At 56.1% G+C, this 20,367-nt stretch carries 20 protein-coding genes; 16 read left to right on the top strand and 4 right to left on the bottom strand.

Going from position 1 to position 20,367, the window contains the following annotated elements; all coding sequences use genetic code 11:
- Positions 1-64: 64 nt before the first annotated feature.
- A complete protein-coding gene (gene tadA / locus D467_RS0117320) occupies positions 65-517 on the bottom strand; it encodes a tRNA adenosine(34) deaminase TadA (RefSeq protein ID WP_026285827.1) in 453 nt (150 codons plus the stop codon).
- 107 nt (positions 518-624) lie between these two features.
- Between tadA and D467_RS0117325 the strand changes: the two genes are divergently transcribed.
- Positions 625-1,452: an acyl-CoA thioesterase gene (locus tag D467_RS0117325; RefSeq protein ID WP_018918804.1), complete on the top strand. Its 828-nt coding sequence runs from the start codon at positions 625-627 to the stop codon at positions 1,450-1,452.
- Between the two features lie 105 nt (positions 1,453-1,557).
- On the opposite strand, the gene D467_RS0117330 is transcribed toward D467_RS0117325, so the two are convergent.
- Positions 1,558-2,829: a malic enzyme-like NAD(P)-binding protein gene (locus D467_RS0117330; protein ID WP_018918805.1), complete on the bottom strand. Its 1,272-nt coding sequence runs from the start codon at positions 2,827-2,829 to the stop codon at positions 1,558-1,560.
- A 312-nt stretch (positions 2,830-3,141) separates the two neighbouring features.
- On the bottom strand, positions 3,142-3,357 hold the full coding sequence (gene rpmE, locus D467_RS19760) for a 50S ribosomal protein L31 (RefSeq protein ID WP_081621251.1): 216 nt from the start codon (positions 3,355-3,357) through the stop codon (positions 3,142-3,144).
- 149 nt (positions 3,358-3,506) lie between these two features.
- Between rpmE and D467_RS0117335 the strand changes: the two genes are divergently transcribed.
- From D467_RS0117335 to tatC, 13 genes are all read left to right on the top strand, one after another.
- Positions 3,507-5,726, top strand: a complete 2,220-nt coding sequence (locus D467_RS0117335) for a primosomal protein N' (protein ID WP_018918806.1) — start codon at positions 3,507-3,509, stop codon at positions 5,724-5,726.
- A gap of 216 nt (positions 5,727-5,942) precedes the next feature.
- Complete coding sequence (gene argS, locus D467_RS0117345) at positions 5,943-7,628, top strand: arginine--tRNA ligase (protein WP_018918808.1); 1,686 nt, start codon at positions 5,943-5,945, stop codon at positions 7,626-7,628.
- 3 nt (positions 7,629-7,631) lie between these two features.
- Positions 7,632-8,375 carry an SPOR domain-containing protein gene (locus D467_RS0117350; protein WP_018918809.1) on the top strand — a complete coding sequence of 248 codons (744 nt, stop codon included), beginning with the start codon at positions 7,632-7,634 and terminating at the stop codon, positions 8,373-8,375.
- A gap of 149 nt (positions 8,376-8,524) precedes the next feature.
- Entirely contained in the window at positions 8,525-9,058 is a 534-nt protein-coding gene (hslV, locus tag D467_RS0117355) for an ATP-dependent protease subunit HslV (protein ID WP_018918810.1), read from the top strand.
- Between the two features lie 10 nt (positions 9,059-9,068).
- The gene (hslU, locus tag D467_RS0117360) at positions 9,069-10,391 is read left to right on the top strand and encodes an ATP-dependent protease ATPase subunit HslU (protein ID WP_018918811.1); all 1,323 of its coding nucleotides are present in this window, start codon (positions 9,069-9,071) and stop codon (positions 10,389-10,391) included.
- A 119-nt stretch (positions 10,392-10,510) separates the two neighbouring features.
- Entirely contained in the window at positions 10,511-10,894 is a 384-nt protein-coding gene (locus D467_RS0117365; protein ID WP_018918812.1) for a gamma-butyrobetaine hydroxylase family protein, read from the top strand.
- A gap of 122 nt (positions 10,895-11,016) precedes the next feature.
- Positions 11,017-11,772 (top strand): bifunctional demethylmenaquinone methyltransferase/2-methoxy-6-polyprenyl-1,4-benzoquinol methylase UbiE, encoded by a 756-nt coding sequence (gene ubiE / locus D467_RS0117370; RefSeq protein WP_018918813.1) that lies wholly within the window; start codon positions 11,017-11,019, stop codon positions 11,770-11,772.
- A gap of 40 nt (positions 11,773-11,812) precedes the next feature.
- Complete coding sequence (locus tag D467_RS0117375; RefSeq protein WP_018918814.1) at positions 11,813-12,472, top strand: ubiquinone biosynthesis accessory factor UbiJ; 660 nt, start codon at positions 11,813-11,815, stop codon at positions 12,470-12,472.
- Entirely contained in the window at positions 12,469-14,091 is a 1,623-nt protein-coding gene (gene ubiB, locus D467_RS0117380; protein WP_018918815.1) for a ubiquinone biosynthesis regulatory protein kinase UbiB, read from the top strand. Before D467_RS0117375 ends, ubiB begins: the two co-directional genes overlap by 4 nt.
- 79 nt (positions 14,092-14,170) lie before the next feature.
- Entirely contained in the window at positions 14,171-14,533 is a 363-nt protein-coding gene (locus D467_RS0117385; protein WP_018918816.1) for a phosphoribosyl-ATP diphosphatase, read from the top strand.
- A 33-nt stretch (positions 14,534-14,566) separates the two neighbouring features.
- Positions 14,567-14,833, top strand: coding sequence for a Sec-independent protein translocase subunit TatA (tatA, locus tag D467_RS0117390; protein ID WP_018918817.1), 267 nt, complete (start codon positions 14,567-14,569; stop codon positions 14,831-14,833).
- Positions 14,834-14,836: 3 nt separating this feature from the next.
- Positions 14,837-15,292, top strand: coding sequence for a Sec-independent protein translocase protein TatB (gene tatB, locus D467_RS0117395; RefSeq protein WP_018918818.1), 456 nt, complete (start codon positions 14,837-14,839; stop codon positions 15,290-15,292).
- On the top strand, positions 15,289-16,074 hold the full coding sequence (gene tatC / locus D467_RS0117400; protein WP_018918819.1) for a twin-arginine translocase subunit TatC: 786 nt from the start codon (positions 15,289-15,291) through the stop codon (positions 16,072-16,074). Before tatB ends, tatC begins: the two co-directional genes overlap by 4 nt.
- Positions 16,075-16,168: 94 nt before the next feature.
- Here tatC and elbB read toward each other — a convergent pair whose 3' ends face one another.
- Entirely contained in the window at positions 16,169-16,828 is a 660-nt protein-coding gene (gene elbB, locus D467_RS0117405) for an isoprenoid biosynthesis glyoxalase ElbB (RefSeq protein WP_018918820.1), read from the bottom strand.
- A gap of 164 nt (positions 16,829-16,992) precedes the next feature.
- On the opposite strand from elbB, the gene hemB reads away from it, so the two are divergent.
- Positions 16,993-18,006: a porphobilinogen synthase gene (hemB, locus tag D467_RS0117410; RefSeq protein WP_018918821.1), complete on the top strand. Its 1,014-nt coding sequence runs from the start codon at positions 16,993-16,995 to the stop codon at positions 18,004-18,006.
- 120 nt (positions 18,007-18,126) lie between these two features.
- On the top strand, positions 18,127-20,319 hold the full coding sequence (gene ppk1, locus D467_RS0117415) for a polyphosphate kinase 1 (protein WP_018918822.1): 2,193 nt from the start codon (positions 18,127-18,129) through the stop codon (positions 20,317-20,319).
- Positions 20,320-20,367 lie beyond the last annotated feature (48 nt).

The following is a 20,367-nucleotide window of genomic DNA, read 5'->3' on the forward strand; positions in this document are numbered from 1 at the left end:
CATTGAACAACGCCCGACTCCCGCCACCGCGACTTTAGCGCGCAAGCGTCAAACATAAGACAATCTAGCGCCTGGCTGCAAAAAACGCTTTCAATAACTTCTTGGCCGACGGCGCCAAAACCCCCGCCGTCACTTCAACATGATGATTAAACCACGGCTGGGCCAGCAGATTGGCCTTGGATTCCACCATACCGGTACGCGGCTCGGCGGCACCATATACCAAGCGCCTTAGCCGGGCATGCACAATGGCACCAGCACACATCATGCAGGGTTCCAGAGTGACATACAGCGTACAGCCGTCCAAGCGGTAGTTGCCGCTCTGCTTTCCGGCCTCACGCAGAGCACGGATTTCCGCATGGCCACTCGGGTCACAGCTGGCGACCGGCGCGTTGTGTGCCGCGGCAAGCACTTCTCCTTGCGCATCGACCACCACGGCCCCCACCGGTACTTCGCCTGCCTCAGCGGCCAGATGCGCCTGTTCAAGGGCACGGTGCATGTAAAATTCATCGCTGCGTATCAAGGCAAACTCCGCTAAGGTAGCAAAACGATTGTAGCAACGGCTGAGCCGCCGTATGTGATATCCGCCACTATGGATCACACCAGATAGCACCAAGGATACCTAGAATGACCGACGCGCTGAATACGCTAGTAAATTTACTTGAGCTTGAAGCCCTCGAAGAGACGCTATTTCGTGGACAAAGCCAGGATTTAGGCTTTCCTCAGCTGTATGGCGGGCAGGTATTGGGTCAAGCGCTCGCGGCGGCTTCGCGTACAGTGCCAGAGGAGCGTCGCCCCCACTCCCAGCACGGTTATTTTCTGCGCCCCGGCGACCCGCACCGCCCGGTCGTGTATCAGGTCGATAACGTGCGCGATGGCGGAAGCTTTACTACCCGTCGCGTAACGGCGATTCAAAAAGGCCGGCCGATTTTCTTCTGTAGCGCTTCTTTTCACAGTGCTGAAGACGGATTTCATCATCAGCGCGCAATGCCTCAGGTCGAGTCGCCAGAAGCCCTGATTGAGAGCGGCGCCGCCAAGCATGCTCGCTTTCCTGGCCACCCAATTGAGTTTCTGCATATTGAAGGCAACCCGGATAATGGCGCTCCGGCCGGGCAGTGCTTGTGGTTTCGTTTTTCAGGCACGCTGCCGGACGACCCGGCACTGCACCGAAATCTGCTGTCTTATGCTTCGGACTTCAACCTGCTGACCACGAGCCTGCTGCCCCACGGCATTCAGTTCACTGACCCTAAATTACGTATCGCAAGCCTTGACCATACTCTGTGGCTGCACGAAGACACGCGACTGGATGAGTGGTTGCTGTACGTGATTGATTCGCCCTGGGCGGGCGGTTCAAGAGGCTTGGCTCGCGGGCATATCTATAGCCGCGATGGCCGCCTGATTGCCTCTACGGCCCAGGAAGGGCTAACGCGCATGCATGATGAGCCGATTCGTTAACCCGATAAAACTGGGCCTTCGGTAGATAATAAGCACTTAATAAAAAAATGTATAAACGACAACGCCCGCAGCTTGTGCGGGCGTTGTAAGAGCCATCAGCAGATTTTAGCCGCCGTAAACGTCATTAATCGTTTTCAGCGGGTAGTGCGCCGGGTAAGGCTTGCGCGCAACGCCTGAGTCTACCGCCGCCTGGGCAACCGCTGATGAGACGCGCTCAAGCAGACGAACATCGACCGGCGTAGGGATAATGTACTCGCGGCCAAAGCTCATTTCCGTGCGCTCATAAGCGCTAAGCACTTCCTCCGGCACCGGCTCACGGGCCAGATCTTTCAGGGCGTGCACAGCGGCAAGCTTCATGGCTTCGTTAATACGCGTGGCACGGACGTCCAGTGCACCCCGGAAAATAAACGGGAAACCCAGTACGTTGTTCACCTGATTGGGGAAGTCTGAGCGACCGGTGGCCATAATGACGTCCGGGCGCGCTTCACGGGCAACATCCGGGTGAATTTCAGGATCTGGGTTGGTGCAGGCAAAAATAACCGGATCTGCGGCCATCTTTTTAACCTGCTCAGCCGACAGCAGGCCCGGGCCGGAAAGACCGATAAACACATCGGCGCCATCGATAGCGTCATTTAGCGTACGCATCTCGGTATCCAGGGCAAATTCGGCCTTGTACTCATTGATTCCATCACGCCCGGCATGAATAACGCCACGGCGATCCAGCATGACCAGATTTTCTTTTTTGGCACCACAGGAAACCAGCAAACGCATACAGGCAATGGCAGCGGCACCGGCGCCCATGCAAACGATCTTAACGTTCTCGATGGTCTTACCGGCAATGTCCAGCGCATTCAGCATGCCAGCGGCCGTGACGATAGCGGTACCGTGCTGGTCATCGTGAAATACAGGAATGCTGCAGCGTTCAGACAACGCCTTTTCAATTTCAAAACACTCGGGCGCCTTGATATCTTCAAGATTAATGCCACCCCAGGTGTCGGCAATGCGGGCAACGGTATCGATAAATGCCTGTGGGCTTTCGGCGTCCACCTCGATATCCACCGAGTTGATGCCCGCAAAGCACTTGAACAGTACGCCCTTGCCTTCCATGACGGGTTTACTTGCCAGCGGACCAAGATTCCCCAGGCCCAAGATAGCGCTTCCATCGGTAATAACCGCGACCAAATTTCCCTTACCCGTATAACGGTAGGCATTTTCTGGGTCGCGGGCGATTTCGCGAACCGGCTCGGCAACGCCTGGGCTATAGGCCATTGCCAAGTCACGAGCCGTTGCGGTGGGTTTGGTTAATTCTACTGAAAGCTTACCGGGAATCGGTTTTGCGTGATAATCCAGCGCTGCCTGCTTATTTGCATCCGTCATAGTCAGGGTCCAATTAGCCTAAAGTAGATATAAGTGCATTCAGAATATAGAAAAATTCAAGTCGCCTCAAGCTAGCGGTCAACTCAAAAAGAAAACGCCAGTTTTAGCGAATATTCCTTCACGTTAAATACTTTTCTCAGCTATTTGCTGAATCTTATACAACACCACGTTAGCCATAACGGTTTACTTATTGCTGTATTGCAGCATTTTTGAAAACTTATTCCATTTTAAGAACCAACAAAAAACCCACGCCGAGGCGTGGGTTTTGTGCAGCGTACAATGTGTACGTGCAGGGTGGTTGATCCGTTAGGATTAACCGCGCTTGACAGCAGCGCCAAAACGCTTGTTGAAGCGCTCTACACGGCCACCAGTGGTCGCTTGCTTCTGCTTACCAGTGTAGAACGGGTGGCAGTTGGAGCATACGTCCAGCGAGAAATCCTGGCCAGAAGTAGTACCAACCTGGAAGCTGGCACCGCAAGAGCAGTTAGCGGTGACCGTGTTGTAATTCGGGTGGATACCTTGTCTCATCGTGATGACCTCATAAGCTGTATGCCGCCACCTGATCCGTTGCCAGGCACCGCATACGGGTTTGGAATAAACTGCTAACCGGTTACCCGCTTGATCGTTTAGATTCAGAGCGGCCGCATATTTTAGCAAAACTTATCGCCGGAGGCCAATTGCCTGACACTGTTTCTTTGCAGGTGCTGAAAGTTGCCCTGCCTTCTCCACTGCGTCGCCTGTTTGATTACTTACCGGCGAGCCACCCTCCTCCCTGTGGCTGGCAGTTGGGGCTTCGTGTGCGCGTGCCGTTTGGCCGGCGCGAAGTGGTAGGCGTGATTGTCGAGCTAGCCGATACCAGTGAGCTACCGCGCAGCCAGCTGCGAGCGGTGAGCGAAGCGCTGGATGACGCGCCGCTTCCCGATGACTGGCTGTGGCTATGCCGGTTTGCTGCACGCTATTACCAACACAGTTTGGGCGATACGCTGCAACACGCAATGCCCGCCAGGCTGCGCCAGGGCCACCCGATGGCCGGGCGCACGCAAACGCTTTGGCTTGCCAATATGCAAACGCAACCGGCGTTAAGTCGTGCCCCCAAACAGGCCGAGCTTTACGCCCTTCTCAGCCAGCATCCCCACGGTTTGCCCACCCGCGCCGTCAGCGCACATGGTTTTACTCGCGATCAATTGCTAGCACTGACCAAAAAAGGCCTGGCCACCCAGCAGGAAATTGTTCTGACCGCCCCCGAGCCGCCTAGCGGCAATCTGCTTGCGACACCCGCCCTACCGCTCAATCGCGAACAGGCGACGGCGCTGGCTGCTCTGCATGAAAAGCTGGATGGCTATCACCCGTGCCTGCTTGAAGGGGTAACCGGCAGCGGTAAGACCGAAATTTATCTACAGCTCATTGAGTCGGTGGCGGCTAAAGGTAAGCAGTCGCTGGTACTCGTACCCGAAATCGGCCTGACGCCGCAAACCCTGGCACGCTTTAGAAGCCGCTTTCGGGTACCGGTAGTTGCCCTGCATTCGGGGTTAACCGACCCTGAACGTTTAGACGTTTGGGAGGCCGCAGCAAGCGGCCGTGCCTTGGTTATTATCGGCACGCGTTCGGCGATCTTCACCCCGCTTGCCAACCCGGGGGCAATTATTGTCGATGAAGAGCACGACGGCTCTTATAAGCAGCACGACGGGCTTCGCTACCATGCTCGGGATCTTGCCGTGGCACGCGCACACTATCACGGCATCCCGCTGCTCCTGGGCAGCGCCACACCATCGCTTGAAAGCTTGCAGCAGGCGCTTTCCGGCAGTTATCGCCACCTGCGCCTTACTCAACGCCCCAGCCGCCACCAGCCCGCCAAGCTGGAGCTGATTGATTTACGCCATCAGCGGCGCCAGGGCGGGCTATTACCCAATGCGATCAAAGCGATTAAAAGCACGCTGAGCGCGGGCAAGCAGGTGCTGATTTTTATCAATCGGCGCGGCTTTGCGCCCACGCTTGCCTGTCACGCCTGCGGCTGGATGGCGGAGTGTGGCCAGTGCGATTCGCGCATGACGCTGCACCGCCAACCGCCGCTACTCGCCTGCCATCATTGCGATAGCCGCCGTGCCTTGCCAGACGCCTGCCCCGAGTGCGGCAGCGGCGACCTGCGCGCCCTGGGAAGCGGCACCGAGCGCACTGAAGAGACGCTCCAAGGGCTTTTTCCCAAGGTGGCCGTTCACCGCATTGATCGCGACAGCACGCGCAAAAAAGACAGCTTCGAGCAGATACTCAAAGAGATTCATCGCGGCGAACCCTGCCTGCTGGTGGGCACCCAAATGCTCGCCAAAGGGCACCATCTGCCTCACGTCACCTTAGTGGTGGTAGTGAATGCCGATGGCGGTCTTTATGCCGCTGATTTTCGAGCGCTTGAGCATAGCGCGCAGCTACTTGAGCAGGTGGCCGGCCGTGCCGGCCGGGCAGCCGACCCAGGCCGTGTGCTGGTGCAGACCTTACATCCCGATGATCCGCATCTAGGCCAGCTGGCCGAACACGGCTACGGCGCACTGGCCAGAAACCTTCTGGAAGAACGACGCCTGGCGCAGCTGCCGCCCTTCACCTTTATGGCGTTGTTAAGGGTGGAAAGCCCTCAGGAGGAAGCGGCTCTCACGCTTGCCCAGCAGGCGGGCCAGGCGCTACGTGAATGGCTTAAGACCTCAGGCCTTGCCACTAACTGCCTGGGCCCGGTGCCTGCGCCCATGGAGCGTCGCCAAAACCGTTACCACATTCACCTTATGCTGGCAGCTAACAAGCGTAGCCAACTGCATACCGCGGCCAGTTGGCTGGTGCAATGGATGGAAGCCAATCGCGAGGCACGCAAGGTCCGCTGGTCGATTGATATTGACCCGCAAACGCTGGCTTAACTTAAGCTTTTCGCTGCAAAAAAGCCGCCCGCAGTCGCGGGCACTTAAGCATGGATCGCATCAACACCTTTGAAACTGCGCGCCAAATGCTGATAATGACCGCTTTGCTGCTGCACCTAGGCCTGGTTGATACATCTACGTTGATGCACTTATGTTGATGCACCTAGTTAAGTGCGCGCCTGCACACGCCGCCACCGACGTTATCCGGATACCCAAATGAAAGACACGATTATTTCCCTGCTCAACGGCGCCGTAGACGCGCTTAAGCTCCAAGGCGTGCTGCCTGATGATCTTCAGCCCACCATCAAAGTCGACCCGACCAAAGATAAGGCCCACGGCGACTACGCCACCAACCTGGCGCTGATGCTGGCCAAACCGGCAGGCAAAAATCCCCGAGAGCTGGCCGAGACACTGATTGCCGCGCTGCCCGAAAGCGACGCTATCCAAAAAACCGAGATCGCCGGGCCTGGATTCATCAACTTTTTTGCCGCCGCCGACGCCGCCGCGCAGATTGTTGCTCAGGTGCTGGATAGTGGCGACGCATTTGGCCGCAGCATGGTTGGCCAGGCGGAAAAAGTGCAGGTCGAGTTTGTATCGGCCAACCCGACGGGCCCTTTGCACGTGGGCCATGGCCGCGGTGCCGCCATTGGCGACTGCCTGTGCCGCCTGCTGGAAGCCACGGGCTATGACGTTACGCGCGAGTTTTATTACAACGATGCAGGCGCGCAGATTGCCAACCTGGCCCGCTCGGTACAGGCGCGCGCCAAAGGGCTGGGTCCTGATGATGAAAGCTGGCCGGAAGACGGCTATCGCGGCGAATACATTAGCGATGTCGCCAACGACTACCTGGCGGGTAAAACCGTCACCGCTGATGATCGCGAAGTCACCGCCAAGGCGGATGCTGATGACCTGGACGCTATTCAGGAATTTGCCGTTGCCTGGCTACGCCGTGAGCAGGATCTGGATCTCAAGGCCTTTGGCGTTGAGTTTGACGTCTACTTCCTGGAATCCTCGCTCTATCAGGATGGCAAGGTGAACGAAGCGGTTGAAAAGCTTGTCGCCAACGGCCACACCTACGAAGAAGATGGTGCCATGTGGCTGCGCACCACCGACTTTGGGGATGACAAAGACCGCGTGATGCGCAAGCGCGAAGGCGGCTATACCTACTTCCTGCCTGACGTGGCCTACCACCTGGATAAATGGCAGCGCGGTTTCACTACCGTGATTAACGAACAGGGGGCCGATCACCACTCGACCGTTACCCGGGTGCGTGCCGGCCTGCAGGCGTTGGAAGTAGGCATTCCCAAGGGCTGGCCCGATTACGTGCTGCACCAGATGGTCATGGTGACGCGCTCAGGCGTTGAGGTAAAACTCTCCAAACGGGCCGGCAGCTACGTCACGGTACGTGATTTGATCGACGAAGTCGGCCGCGATGCCACGCGCTTTTTTCTGGCCGCACGCCGCGCCGACTCGCAGCTAACTTTTGACATTGACTTGGCGCGTTCGCAGTCCAACGATAACCCGGTGTACTACATCCAATACGCCCATGCCCGGGTATGCAGCATGCTGCGCAAAGCCGAAGCGGCAGATCAACCTTTTGATCACGCGCAGGCCATGGCCAACCTGGCCCTGCTGGATAGCGACCAGGAAAAGGCCGTGCTTAACCGCTTGGCCCGCTACCCAGAGGTTGTTCAAACCGCCGCCAGAAACCGCGAACCGCAGCAAGTGGCTCAGTACCTGCTGGATCTAGCGGGCGATTTCCACACCTGCTACAACGCGGTTAAAGTCATGGTCGAGGACGATACGTTACGCAACGTTCGCCTGGCGCTGGGCCTGGCAACCCGTCAGGTGCTGCGCAATGGTCTGGATCTGATGGGCGTCAGCGCCCCAGAGGAGATGTAAACCATGGCCAGCCCGCGCAAAAAGCCCTCTCGCCGTGGCGCTACGTCACAGCGCAAGGCCGCCCGCACCTCAGGCAGTTCGGGCGGTGGTTTTCGTCTACCCGGCTGGCTGTGGGGCCTTGTCGGCATGGCGGCAGGCTTCTTTCTAGCTCAACACCAGCACGGCACGGCGCCCTGGCAGGACCAGCCCAGCGACCAGCCCCAGGCAACAGTGCTCTCCAAACCAGAAAGCCCAGAGCGGGCCGCTGCGCGCGAGACGGAAAATCAGCCGTCGATGCCGACGTTTGAGTTTTATACGCTGCTGCCGGAAACCGAGGTTATTGCCCCAGGCGTTACGCTGCCCTCCAACGTGACCCGGCCTGAAGTCGCCGAACAGCCCGCAGAAAGCACCACGAGCGACACGTCAGCCGCGGGCGACGATCCTATAGCTCAGGTCATTGCCGCCAATACGCGGCCGGAGGAGCAGGCAAGTACCGTACAGCAGCAGCCTGCGCCGACCAATACCAGTGCGGCGAAACGCTACGTGCTGCAAGCCGCCTCGTTTCGTGATTTAAGCGATGCCGAGCAGCTGCGTGGCCGGTTGCGTAACCTGAGTCTGCTTGCCCAAATCAGCGAAGTGCAGGCTGATGGCAATACGTGGCACCGCGTACAAGTAGGGCCGTATGATGACACGCGCGAATTGAACCGCGCCCAGGATTTAATGACCACCCAAGGCATTGAGCCTCTGCTGATTCAGCTGCAAAACTAACGAAACCCATAGGTGTTATTCCGCGGGCGGTTGATTTTTTATCAGCCGCCCGCATTTTATTGTTCATCGTCTTTGTTAGCGGTCGCTCTATCATCAGTTAAGCGGCCGGTCAGTTATCGGGAGCTCGTCTCCCCCAAGGAGTTATCTCCATGACCACTATCGTATCCGTACGTCGCGGTAATCAGGTTGCCCTAGCAGGCGACGGCCAGGTATCGCTTGGCAATACCGTGATGAAAGGCAACGCCAGCAAGGTGCGTCGCCTCTATCGTGGCAAGGTGCTCGCTGGTTTTGCAGGCGGCACGGCCGATGCGTTCACACTGTTTGAGCGTTTTGAAGCCCAGCTTGAGAAGTATCAGGGTCATTTGACCAAGGCAGCCGTCGAGCTGGCAAAAGACTGGCGTACCGACCGCGCACTGCGTCGGCTGGAAGCCCTGCTTGCCGTTGCCGACCATAGCGCCTCGCTGATTATCACCGGTAATGGCGATGTCGTTGAGCCTGAGCGTGGCATTATTGCGATTGGTTCGGGCGGTAACTTTGCCCAGGCAAGTGCCCGTGCACTTCTCGAAAACACCGAGCTTTCAGCGCGGGAAATCACCGAGAAATCGCTGCAAATTGCTGGTGACATCTGTGTATTCACCAACCATCACGTGACGCTCGAAGAGCTAAATATCAACGAACGTTGAGGCTGCCTTAATGACTCAGATGACACCCCGCGAAATCGTCCACGCGCTTGATCAATACATTATCGGCCAGCAGGACGCTAAGCGTGCCGTGGCCATTGCGCTGCGCAACCGCTGGCGCCGCATGCAGCTTGACGACGACTTGCGCCCCGAAGTTACCCCGAAAAACATTTTGATGATCGGCCCTACAGGCGTGGGTAAAACTGAAATTGCCCGCCGCCTGGCCAAGCTTGCCCGCGCACCGTTTATTAAAGTCGAAGCCACCAAGTTCACCGAAGTGGGCTATGTTGGCCGCGATGTGGAATCGATCATTCGTGATCTGATGGAAGCGGCCATTAAAATGGTTCGTGAACACGCTAAAGAAGAAGTTGGCCACCGCGCGGAAGACGCCGCCGAAGACCGCGTACTGGATGCGCTGCTGCCGCCACCGCGTGGCCAGGAAGACAAGCCCCGCGAAGATAGCAGCACGCGCCAGTCGTTCCGTAAAAAGCTGCGCGAAGGCCAGCTGAACGACAAAGAGATCGATATCGAAGTGTCGTCTCAGGGCCAGGGCGTCGACATCATGACCCCGCCGGGCATGGAAGAGATGACCAACCAGCTGCAGAGCCTGTTCTCCAGCATGGGCCAGCAAAAGCGCGAACAGCGTCGGGTAACGGTCAAAGAAGCCCTGGTACTGCTGCGCGATGAAGAGGCGGGCAAGCTGGTCAATGAAGATGAGATCAAGGCGCGCGCCGTTGAATCCGTCGAACAGCACGGCATCGTGTTCCTGGATGAGATCGACAAGGTTGCCAAGGGCAGCGGGCAGTCAAGCGGTGGCGAAGTCTCCCGTGAAGGCGTGCAGCGCGACCTGCTGCCACTGATCGAAGGCTCCACCGTGTCGACCAAGTACGGCATGGTGAAAACCGATCATATTCTGTTTATTGCCTCGGGCGCCTTCCACCTGTCGCGCCCCTCCGATTTGATCCCGGAGCTTCAGGGCCGCCTGCCGATCCGCGTTGAACTTGACGCGCTGACGCCTGGCGACTTCAAGCGCATCCTTACCGAGCCTTCTGCATCGCTCACCCGTCAGTACCAGGCACTGCTCGCGACTGAAGGGCTGGACGTTGAGTTCACCGCCGACGGTATTGCGCGTATTGCTGAGATTTCCTGGCAGGTTAACGAAGGCACCGAAAATATCGGCGCACGCCGCCTGCATACCGTGATGGAGCGCCTGCTTGAAGAAGCATCGTTCAAAGGTGGCGATATGGATAGCCCGCTGGTGATTGATGCCGACTACGTTAATGCCCAGTTAGGCGAACTCGCCGTTGACGAAGATCTGTCGCGCTATATTCTGTAAAATTAGTTTTTTTCAATTATAGAGAATCTAAGTGCAGCTGAGGCCGCCACTTTGTTTTACGCTAAATACGGCGCTAATCCAGGGTAGGCGGCTTTATTAATACGTGAAGAGGTCAACCGATGAGCGCTCCTGTCCCCAGCAAGGTTCACTACCATAAAAGCGCACGAGAGCTTGAACTTGGCTACGCCAGCGGTGAGAACTACCGGCTGCCGGTAGAGCTTTTAAGGGTCTATTCACCCTCGGCTGAAGTGCGCGGCCACGGCGGCGATACAGCGGTACTCCAGGTAGGCAAAAAGCACGTCGGGCTACAGAATATTACCCAGGCGGGCAACTATGCGCTAAAGCTATCTTTCGATGATGGCCACGACACTGGCCTGTTCAGTTGGGACTATCTGCTTGAGCTTGCTACTCACCAGCAGGCGTACTGGGATAACTATGTACAGCGTCTGGAAGAAGCCGGTGCGTCACGCGAGCCTGCGGGTATTCATTTCAAGCAACTATAACGCGTGGCGCCCGGTCAGGCGCAGACAAATTGGGGTAGACAAGGCTACAATATCGTCATCCTTTTAACACGGCGACCAGCTTGGTCGATTGTTACCGCCTCGAACTCGGGAGCTACAGCCCCATGAGCCCCACGGAAAAGCGCACCACCGATTTTGGTTATCAAGAAGTCCCCGTCGACGAGAAAGCATCGCGTGTGGCAGATGTCTTCCACTCTGTCGCCGCCCGTTACGATGTGATGAACGATTTAATGTCGATGGGCATTCACCGCGTCTGGAAACGCTTCACCATTGAGCGCGCAGGCGTGCGCCCGGGTCATCACGTACTGGATATTGCTGGCGGTACCGGCGATTTAACCCTCAAGTTCTCCCGCATTGTGGGCCCGCGCGGCAAAGTGGTGCTTGCGGATATCAATGCCTCCATGTTGAAGGTTGGTCGCGACAAGCTGATGGATAACGGCGTGGGCGGCAATGTCGAGTATGTTCAGGCAAATGCCGAGTGCCTGCCGTTCCCTGACAACAGTTTTGACTGCATTACCATCGCGTTTGGTTTGCGTAACGTCACGGATAAAGACGCGGCGCTGCGCTCCATGGCTCGGGTACTAAAACCGGGCGGACGCCTGCTGGTGCTGGAGTTCTCCAAGCCCAACAACCCGCTGCTCTCCAAAGCCTATGATGAATACTCCTTCCGCCTGCTGCCCAAAATGGGTGAGCTTGTCGCAGGTGACGGTGAAAGCTACCGTTATCTGGCCGAGTCGATTCGTATGCACCCGGGCCAGGAAACCTTGAAAGCCATGATGGAAGCAGCTGGCCTTGAGCGGGTGGAATACACCAACCTGACGGGTGGGATTGTCGCGTTGCACCGCGGCATCAAGCTATGACATTACCCAACGCAATGGTGTCACCGATTATGAGGTCCGCATGCTGGTAACCCCGACCTTGGTGCTGGCCGGATGTGAACGCACGCTGAACGCCCTGCTCGCCCGCGACCCGGCGGCGCCTTCCCGCTTGGCGGCGCTAGCGGGCAGCCGTCTGTTAGTGCGCCTGGAAAAACCCCATCTTCAACTGGTGCTGCATTACCACTCAGCAGGTATCGACCTGCTGCGTGGCGACGATGTCGAGGAAACCGAGGTGGATGCCGTTGTAGAGCTGACCCCGGAAACATTCTCGGAATGGATCAGCGGCGCGTCTATCGAACGGCTTATGTTTGACGGCAAACTTGCCGTGCGTGGCCGCATTCATCTGCTGGAAGCCACCCGCGAGCTGCTGTTTGACCTGGATATTGATTGGGAAGGCGAGCTTGCCCGCTGGCTGGGCGACATGCCTGCCCACTCTCTGGCAGAGGGTGTACGCCGCCTGTCGCGCTGGGGCCTGCGCGCTAAGGATGAGCTGCTTCAGGATGTGTCGGAGTACGTGTTTGAAGAGGCCCGCCTGCTACCCGGACGCCAACAGCGCGACCTGTTACGCGACCATCTTACTGAGCTTGAAGTGGCCACTGATCGTCTCGAAGCCCGCTTTAATCGGCTACACCGGCGCCTTACGCTTGACGCATCGCACGCCTCGCAGGAGCCGCGCTTATGAGTCTGCGCCTGTTCAAAATTCTCAGGGTCGTTGCGCGCCAGCGCCTCGACACAATGATTCCCATGGAACGGCTGCCGCTTTGGCTACGCACGCTAATGTGGTTCTCTCCGCTGCGGCTGTTCCCGGTTGGCAAACGTACGCGCGGTGAGCGTTTGCGTTTAGCGCTGGAAGCACTGGGGCCCATTTTTATTAAATTTGGCCAGATGCTCTCCACGCGCCGCGATCTGCTGCCCGAGGACATTGCTGACGAACTCCGGCGTCTGCAGGACCAGGTCCCTCCCTTCCCAGGCGAACTTGCCGCCGCCCGGGTTGAAAAAGAACTAGAGATGTCGCTGATAGAGGCCTTTGCCGAGTTCGAGCAGGCCCCTCTCGCTTCGGCATCGATTGCGCAGGTGCACGCTGCCAAGCTGCATAGCGGCGAAGAGGTCGTGGTGAAGATCATTCGCCCCGGTATCGATCGCATCATGCGCCAGGATATGGCGCTGATGTATCAAGTTGCCAAGCTCTTTGCCAAGGTGCCTGAAGCACGTCGGCTACGCCCGGTCGAAGTTATCCGCGACTATGAAGCGACGCTGTTCGACGAGCTGGACCTTTATAAGGAAGCAGCCAATACCTCGCAGCTCAAGCGTAACTTTAAAGATTCACCGCTTTTGTTTGTGCCGACTATCTATTGGCCCTTCACGCGCCGTCATGTGATGGTGCAAGAGCGCATCCGCGGCGTTCCCGTCGCTGACCTGGATACCCTGATCAAACGGGGCGTGAATCTGAAAAAGCTTGCCGAACGCGGTGTTGAGCTCTTTTTCACCCAGGTGTTTCGCGACAACTTCTTTCATGCCGATATGCACCCGGGTAATATTTTTGTAAATTGCGATAATCCCGAAGATCCGCAGTATATTGCGATCGATTGCGGCATCGTGGGCAGCCTAACTCGCGAAGATCAGGATTATCTGGCGCGCAACCTGCTGGCGTTTTTCCACCAAGACTATTATGAAGTGGCGGCGCTGCATATCGAGTCTGGCTGGGTAGGTGAAAACACCCGGGCGAATGAGTTTGCCGCGGCTATCCGTACCGTTTGCGAGCCGATTCTTGAAAAGCCATTAAAAGATATCTCGTTTGGTCAAGTGCTGTTGGGGCTTTTCCAGACCGCACGACGCTTTAATATGGAAGTCCAGCCACAGCTTGTCCTGCTGCAAAAGACACTGCTCAATATTGAAGGCCTTGGCCGCCAGCTCTACCCTGAGCTTGATCTGTGGAGTACCGCCAAGCCGTATCTTGAACAGTGGATGAAAGAGCGCGCCGGGATCAGCGGGCTTTGGGAGTCGCTCAAGCGCCAGGCACCAGAGCTTTCTCACCAGTTGCCTGAACTGCCCGTGCTGGCACATCAGGCGCTTACGCGAATGGAAATCGAGCACCGTCAGCGCCATCAGCAAGTTGACGCGATTCATCATATGCAGAGCCACATGGCGCGCCAGGGAAAACGCCATCACCGCTTGCGTATCGGACTTTTACTGGTAGCCGTTGCGCTGGCCTGGCAGCCGCTTAGTGGCTGGGCAGCCACCCAGGATTGGCCGATACTTGGTGCGGCCGCGCTTGGCTTGCTACTACTATTATGGCAATAGCCCGTTATGCCATTAGCAAGGTTAAGGACGGCCAGGCATCCAGCCAGTAATGACGCTGCTCACTGTTTTAAGGAGACTCATGAACATCCCCTCAACGCCTAATCACGCCCCCGTGCTCGATGCCCTTGCCGAGGTGTTGAAGCAACGGCGCAGCGCTTCACCCGAGAATTCTTACGTTGCGTCCTTGCATCACAAGGGTTTGAACAAGATACTCGAAAAAGTGGGTGAAGAAGCTACCGAAACGCTGCTGGCAGCGAAAGACGCCGAGCACGGCGGTGAAGCGCAGCGTCAGGCGCTAATCGCCGAAACCGCGGATCTTTGGTTTCATAGCCTGGTCATGCTGTCTCACCTGGAGCTTGACCATCAGGATGTTTTAAACGAGTTGGCAAGGCGCTTTGACATTTCCGGTCACGACGAAAAAGCCGCCCGCACACCATCATAAACAACACGCATTTGAATCAGTGAGGATACGCATATGTTAGGTGGCATCAGTATTTGGCAGCTGCTTATAGTTTTAGGCATCATCATCTTAATCTTCGGCACCAAGAAATTGCGTAACGTGGGTACCGACCTGGGCGGCGCCATCAAAGGCTTTAAAAAAGCGGTGCACGAAGAAGATAAAGACGACGAGAAGAAAGATGCCGAGCCTTCGCACGCCAAGGTGGCTCACGAAGAGCCGGGCAATACCTATGACGTTAAGGCCGAAGAAGAACGCGCGGCACGTAACGAAGAGCGCAAATAAACCATGCTGGATATCGGTTTTCTTGAACTGATGCTTGTCGGCGTCGTTGCCCTGTTAGTGCTTGGCCCTGAGCGCCTCCCTCGGGCGGCGCGCACGACCGGCCTGTGGATCGGCAAAATTAAGCGCACGGTATCCGGTATGCAGCGCGAAATCAGCGCGCAGCTTGAAGCGGAAGAGCTTCGCCAAACGCTTAATGAACAGCAAAAGACTATTAACGATAGTTTGAAGAAAGCCAAAAAAGACGTCGAGAGTATTGTCGATAAGCCCTCTTCTGACGCCTCAAAGCCTGTGACGCCATCCCAGCGTGAAACCGAGCGGCGCGTCGCACAAGCAAGCTCTCATTTGGATGACGCTCTGCAGGAAGTCAATGAAACAGCGCCGGACGCCTCTGCGTCAGATGCTTCTTCAGAGCCCTCAAAGGCGAAGGCGACCACTCAAAAGGACAGCAATCACCCATGAGTACCCCTGGCGACGCTCGGGAGCCCCAAAACGATCAGCACCAAGCCCCTTTGATTGAGCATTTAATCGAGCTTCGCATGCGTCTGGTGCGCGCGGTGGTGGTTATTCTGGTGGTCTTTTTAGGCCTCTACGCTTTTGCTAACGATATTTATAGCTTTGTGGCCGAGCCGCTAATGGCGTTACTGCCGCCGGGCTCACAGATGATTGCGACCGAAGTGGCTTCTCCATTCCTGGCGCCCTTCAAGCTGACCCTGGTGGTCGCGGTCTTTATCGCCATTCCGTTTGTGCTTCACCAGGCTTGGGCATTTATCGCCCCTGGGCTTTATGATAATGAAAAGGCCCTGGCCATACCGATTCTGGTGTCCAGTATCGGGCTTTTTTATGCGGGCGCGGCATTTGCCTACTACGTGGTGTTTCCACTGCTGTTTGCGTTTTTTACCCAGACAGGGCCAGAAAATGTCACGGTAATGACCGATATTAATCAGTACCTTAACTTTGTACTGAAACTCTTTTTTGCCTTTGGCGTGGCGTTTGAAATTCCCATTGCGACGTTTTTGTTAATTTTATCCGGCGCGGCAAGCGTGCAAAGCCTTTCTCAAAAACGGCCGTATATCTTTCTAGGCTGTTTTGTTATTGGCATGCTGCTGACCCCACCGGATGTGGTATCGCAAAGTCTGCTCGCCCTGCCTATGTATCTGCTTTATGAAGTTGGCCTACTGTTTGGTCGCCTGGTGCGCAAACGGCGCGACGAGCAACAGGCGGCAGAAGAGCAAGAGCCATAAATTTTACGTTTCAGAGACGAGCAAATGACCATGTAAAAAGCCTCTGCCATCGATGATGGCAGAGGCTTTTGCTTAGATATCTACAACAGCTGCGTTAATCCATCATTTCATCAATACGATCCACCAGCTTAAAAATACCCGTTGCTGCTTCGCTGATGCGGGTAGCGAGCATATAGGCAGGTGTAGTAACCACGCGGTGTTCAAGGTCCACGACGATATCGTCCACTGCGCAGCTGCGGTGCAGGCCGCCCATGGCGCTGATCGCCCCCGATACGCTCGGGTCATGGCCCACGGTTACCGCGATACCGTCGCCCAACAGCCGTGGCACCAGCGCGGGAGCAATACACATCAGGCCAATCGGCTTGGCGTCTTCCCGAAAACCTGCCAGCGCCTCTTTAAAGGCTTCCAGCACCTGCATGTTGTCGCCTTCACTGGCAAAGTCAGATAAATTTTTTGCGACACCAAAACCACCCGGCACGATGACCGCGCCAAACTCATCGGCTTTTAATTCGGTAAGCGGCTGAATATCACCACGCGTCAGGCGCGCAGACTCCTGAAGTACGTTGCGCACCTCACCTTCCACTTCTTCCCGGGTAAGATGGTTCACCACATGATGCTGCTCTATATCGGGCGCAAAACAGCGATAACCAATACCCAATTGATCCAAGCGCAGCAGCGTCAAGGTGGTTTCATAAATTTCAGAACCATCAAAAACACCGCAGCCCGCCAATACCACCGCTACCTGTTTGGTCATGCCTATCTCCTTATCGCAGACTTGCCTATCGCCAACCGGCAAGCAATCGCTAACTTTAGTCAGTCTTAACCAGAGCCACAAGGCGGCTTTCGCCGTAAGACATGCCTGATATACTCAATCCAAGCCCACGGGCATTGATTTACGATCCTTCACGGAGACAACCTTTGAGCACACTAAGCCCCCGTCAATTTCCAGGCACCCGCCTGCGCCGCATGCGCCGCGATGATTTTTCCCGCCGCTTGATGCAGGAATCCACATTAACGGCTGCTGATTTAATTTTACCGGTGTTTGTTTTAGAGGGTGAAAATCAGCGCGAAGCAGTAGCCTCGATGCCCGGTGTTGAGCGCTTATCGATTGATTTATTGATTGAGCAAGCCAAGGAAGCATTCGCTTTGGGTATACCCGCGCTGGCACTATTTCCCGTGGTGGGACCCGAGCAGAAAAGTGAGTTTGCCGAAGAAGCCTATAATGCCAACGGCTTGGTTCAACGCAGCGTACGTGCACTCAAAGAGGCGCTGCCTGAGCTGGGGATCATTACCGATGTCGCCCTTGATCCTTACACCATTCATGGTCAGGACGGCATTTTAGACGAGCAAGGCTATGTCCTGAATGATCGTACGGTAGAGACGCTGCTCAAGCAGGCACTTTCCCACGCTGAAGCCGGGGCCGACGTGGTGGCGCCTTCGGACATGATGGATGGCCGCATCGGCGCTATTCGCCAGGTGCTGGAGCAGGAGCTTTTGCATAATGTTCGCATTATGGCTTACAGCGCCAAGTACGCGTCCAAGTACTACGGCCCCTTCCGCGATGCGGTCGGCTCCGCTGCCAATCTGGGTAAGGCTGACAAACGCACCTATCAGATGGACCCGGCCAATAGTGATGAGGCGCTACATGAAGTGGCCATGGATATCAGCGAAGGCGCCGATATGGTGATGGTCAAACCCGGCATGCCTTACCTGGATGTGGTTCGCCGGGTTAAAACCGAGCTTAAAGTGCCCACCTTTGCCTATCAGGTAAGCGGTGAGTACGCCATGCACCGCGCCGCGTTCGATAACGGCTGGCTGGAAGCTGAGCCGGTCATTCTGGAATCGCTCATGTGCTTTAAGCGTGCTGGCGCAGACGGTATTTTGACCTACTTTGCGCTGGAAGCAGCTCGCTTATTGCAGAATCAGCGTTAGAGTTCCATGCTTAAGATGACAGATATATGACATCTATCTGTCATCTTTCTCCCGCATACTGCTTTGAGTGATAGGTATCACGCTATGCTAGTTTGAAGCCATTAATGCAGGGGAGCCATTATGGACGATCATGTTTCACCATCTACGGCGCTATTACTCAGCGAGTCACCGAATATCGAAATTGATGGCTCACCGCTACGCATTAATCGCACTCCTAACGGCGTGCATGCCAGAGAATCGGTGATTGAAACTGATTTAGACGATCCCCAGCTCTATTTCAACCGTGAATTGTCCCACCTGCAGTTTAATATTCGTGTCTTGGAGCAGGCGTTAGACGATGCGCACCCGCTGCTTAATCGACTGATGTTCCTGCTTATTTTCTCATCCAACATGGATGAATTTTTTGAAATTCGTGTAGCCGGTTTAAAACATCAAATGGCGCTGGGCGACGATACAACGGCAGCCGATGGCCGTTTGCCCAAAGCGGTGCTTGCGGAAATTTCAGAAATTGCCCATAAGCAGATCGCCCGTCAGTATCAGATTCTTAACGACACCCTGCTACCTGCACTTGAAAACCAGGGCCTGCGCTTTCGTCGCCGTGACCATTGGACAGACGAGCAAAAGCACTGGGTGCATGAGATGTTTAACAACGAGATCATGCCGGTCATCAGCCCAATTGGCCTTGACCCTTCTCACCCCTTCCCCCGGCTGGTCAACAAAAGCCTTAATTTTATTGTTGAGCTGGAAGGCAAGGATGCCTTTGGCCGGGCAGGCGGTATGGCCATTCTCCCGGCACCGCGCTCGCTCCCCAGGCTGATGCCATTGCCCAAGGAGCTATGTGCTGAAGGCTTCTCTGAATATATATTCCTGTCATCCATGATTCACGCCCACGCCGAAGAGCTGTTCCCCGGCATGAGGGTACGTGGCTGCTATCAGTTTCGGCTGACCCGCAACGCGGACATGACCGTTGACCCGGAAGAAGTCTCTGATCTGGCATCTGCGCTGCGCGGTGAGCTATTGGCACGCCGTTATGGGCGAGGCGTCCGCCTGGAAGTCGCCGATAACTGTCCGGATGACCTAATCAACTTTTTGCTGCGCCAGTTCGAGCTGGAACCAGACGATTTGTACCGCGTTCAGGGGCCGGTGAACCTCACCCGCATGATGTCGGTGCTTGGGGATGTCGATCGTCCTGAGCTTGTTTATCGCCCCTATACGGCAAGTGTTCCCAAGACGCTGAAAGCGGGCAGCCTGTTTGAGGCAATCGCTAAAAACGATGTTCTGCTGCATCATCCGTTCCAGTCGTTCTCCCCGATAGAGGAGCTGCTGCGTGAGGCGGCCCGCGACCCCGATGTTCTGGCCATCAAACAGACGCTTTATCGCACCGGTGCTGAATCGTCTATTGTTAGTGCGCTGGTCGATGCGGCCAGTCAAGGCAAGGAAGTTACCGTAGTTATCGAGCTGCGTGCGCGCTTTGACGAGGCCGACAACCTGCAGCTGGCATCACGTCTGCAAGAAGCCGGGGCGATCGTGATTTATGGCATCATGGCGTATAAAACCCACGCCAAGATGCTGCATATCGTGCGTCGCGAAAAGGGTGAGCTGCGCCACTACGCGCACCTGGGCACGGGCAACTATCACTCTAAAACCGCCAAGCTCTACACTGATTACAGCCTGCTGACCGCCAACAAGGCGCTGTGTGCAGACGTGCATAAAGTCTTCCAACAGCTCTCGGGAATGGGCCGGGCGCGCAAGATTGATACGCTCTTGCATGCTCCCTTTACCCTGCATGAGCGTCTAGTCGAAATGATTGACCGCGAAGCCCAGCTGGCGCTCAAGGGTAAACGCGGACATATCATTATCAAGTGCAACTCGCTGACCGAGCCCAAGCTGATCAAGGCGCTTTATCGTGCCTCCCAGGCAGGCGTTGAATGCGATTTAATCATTCGCGGCATGTGCTGCTTAAAGCCCAATCTGCCGGGCATTTCTGAAAATATTCGTGTTCGGTCGATTATTGGCCGCTTTTTGGAGCACACTCGAGTATTCCACTTCCATAATGACGGCAAATCGGAAACCTGGTGTTCAAGCGCTGATTTTATGTCGCGTAATATGTTTCACCGGGTTGAAACCTGCTTCCCGCTGCTGGATAAAAAGCTCGCTACCCGGGTACGCAAAGACCTGGAAACCTATTTAGTGGATAACTGCCAGAGCTGGCTGCTGCAAAGCGATGGCAGCTACTGTTTACAAGACCCAGGTAATGGCGACGCCATCAGCGCCCAGGAAACGCTACTTTACGCCTATGCATCAAAAAGCTAGCCGTTAAAACTCGTCGTTAACCTTTTTAGGCTCCACTGCTGATCCAGT

Origin of the sequence: Vreelandella zhanjiangensis DSM 21076 (assembly GCF_000377665.1) — a bacterium.
Lineage (GTDB): Bacteria > Pseudomonadota > Gammaproteobacteria > Pseudomonadales > Halomonadaceae > Vreelandella > Vreelandella zhanjiangensis.

Bases quoted from the DNA above. Each gene is read 5' to 3' on its own strand.
- D467_RS0117325 (WP_018918804.1), top strand. From the start codon at position 625: ATGACCGACGCGCTGAATACGCTAGTAAATTTACTTGAGCTTGAAGCC.
- D467_RS0117330 (WP_018918805.1), bottom strand. From the start codon at position 2,829: ATGACGGATGCAAATAAGCAGGCAGCGCTGGATTATCACGCAAAACCG.
- rpmE (WP_081621251.1), bottom strand. From the start codon at position 3,357: ATGAGACAAGGTATCCACCCGAATTACAACACGGTCACCGCTAACTGC.
- argS (WP_018918808.1), top strand. From the start codon at position 5,943: ATGAAAGACACGATTATTTCCCTGCTCAACGGCGCCGTAGACGCGCTT.
- D467_RS0117350 (WP_018918809.1), top strand. From the start codon at position 7,632: ATGGCCAGCCCGCGCAAAAAGCCCTCTCGCCGTGGCGCTACGTCACAG.
- hslV (WP_018918810.1), top strand. From the start codon at position 8,525: ATGACCACTATCGTATCCGTACGTCGCGGTAATCAGGTTGCCCTAGCA.
- hslU (WP_018918811.1), top strand. From the start codon at position 9,069: ATGACTCAGATGACACCCCGCGAAATCGTCCACGCGCTTGATCAATAC.
- D467_RS0117365 (WP_018918812.1), top strand. From the start codon at position 10,511: ATGAGCGCTCCTGTCCCCAGCAAGGTTCACTACCATAAAAGCGCACGA.
- ubiE (WP_018918813.1), top strand. From the start codon at position 11,017: ATGAGCCCCACGGAAAAGCGCACCACCGATTTTGGTTATCAAGAAGTC.
- D467_RS0117375 (WP_018918814.1), top strand. From the start codon at position 11,813: ATGCTGGTAACCCCGACCTTGGTGCTGGCCGGATGTGAACGCACGCTG.
- ubiB (WP_018918815.1), top strand. From the start codon at position 12,469: ATGAGTCTGCGCCTGTTCAAAATTCTCAGGGTCGTTGCGCGCCAGCGC.
- D467_RS0117385 (WP_018918816.1), top strand. From the start codon at position 14,171: ATGAACATCCCCTCAACGCCTAATCACGCCCCCGTGCTCGATGCCCTT.
- tatA (WP_018918817.1), top strand. From the start codon at position 14,567: ATGTTAGGTGGCATCAGTATTTGGCAGCTGCTTATAGTTTTAGGCATC.
- tatB (WP_018918818.1), top strand. From the start codon at position 14,837: ATGCTGGATATCGGTTTTCTTGAACTGATGCTTGTCGGCGTCGTTGCC.
- tatC (WP_018918819.1), top strand. From the start codon at position 15,289: ATGAGTACCCCTGGCGACGCTCGGGAGCCCCAAAACGATCAGCACCAA.
- elbB (WP_018918820.1), bottom strand. From the start codon at position 16,828: ATGACCAAACAGGTAGCGGTGGTATTGGCGGGCTGCGGTGTTTTTGAT.
- ppk1 (WP_018918822.1), top strand. From the start codon at position 18,127: ATGGACGATCATGTTTCACCATCTACGGCGCTATTACTCAGCGAGTCA.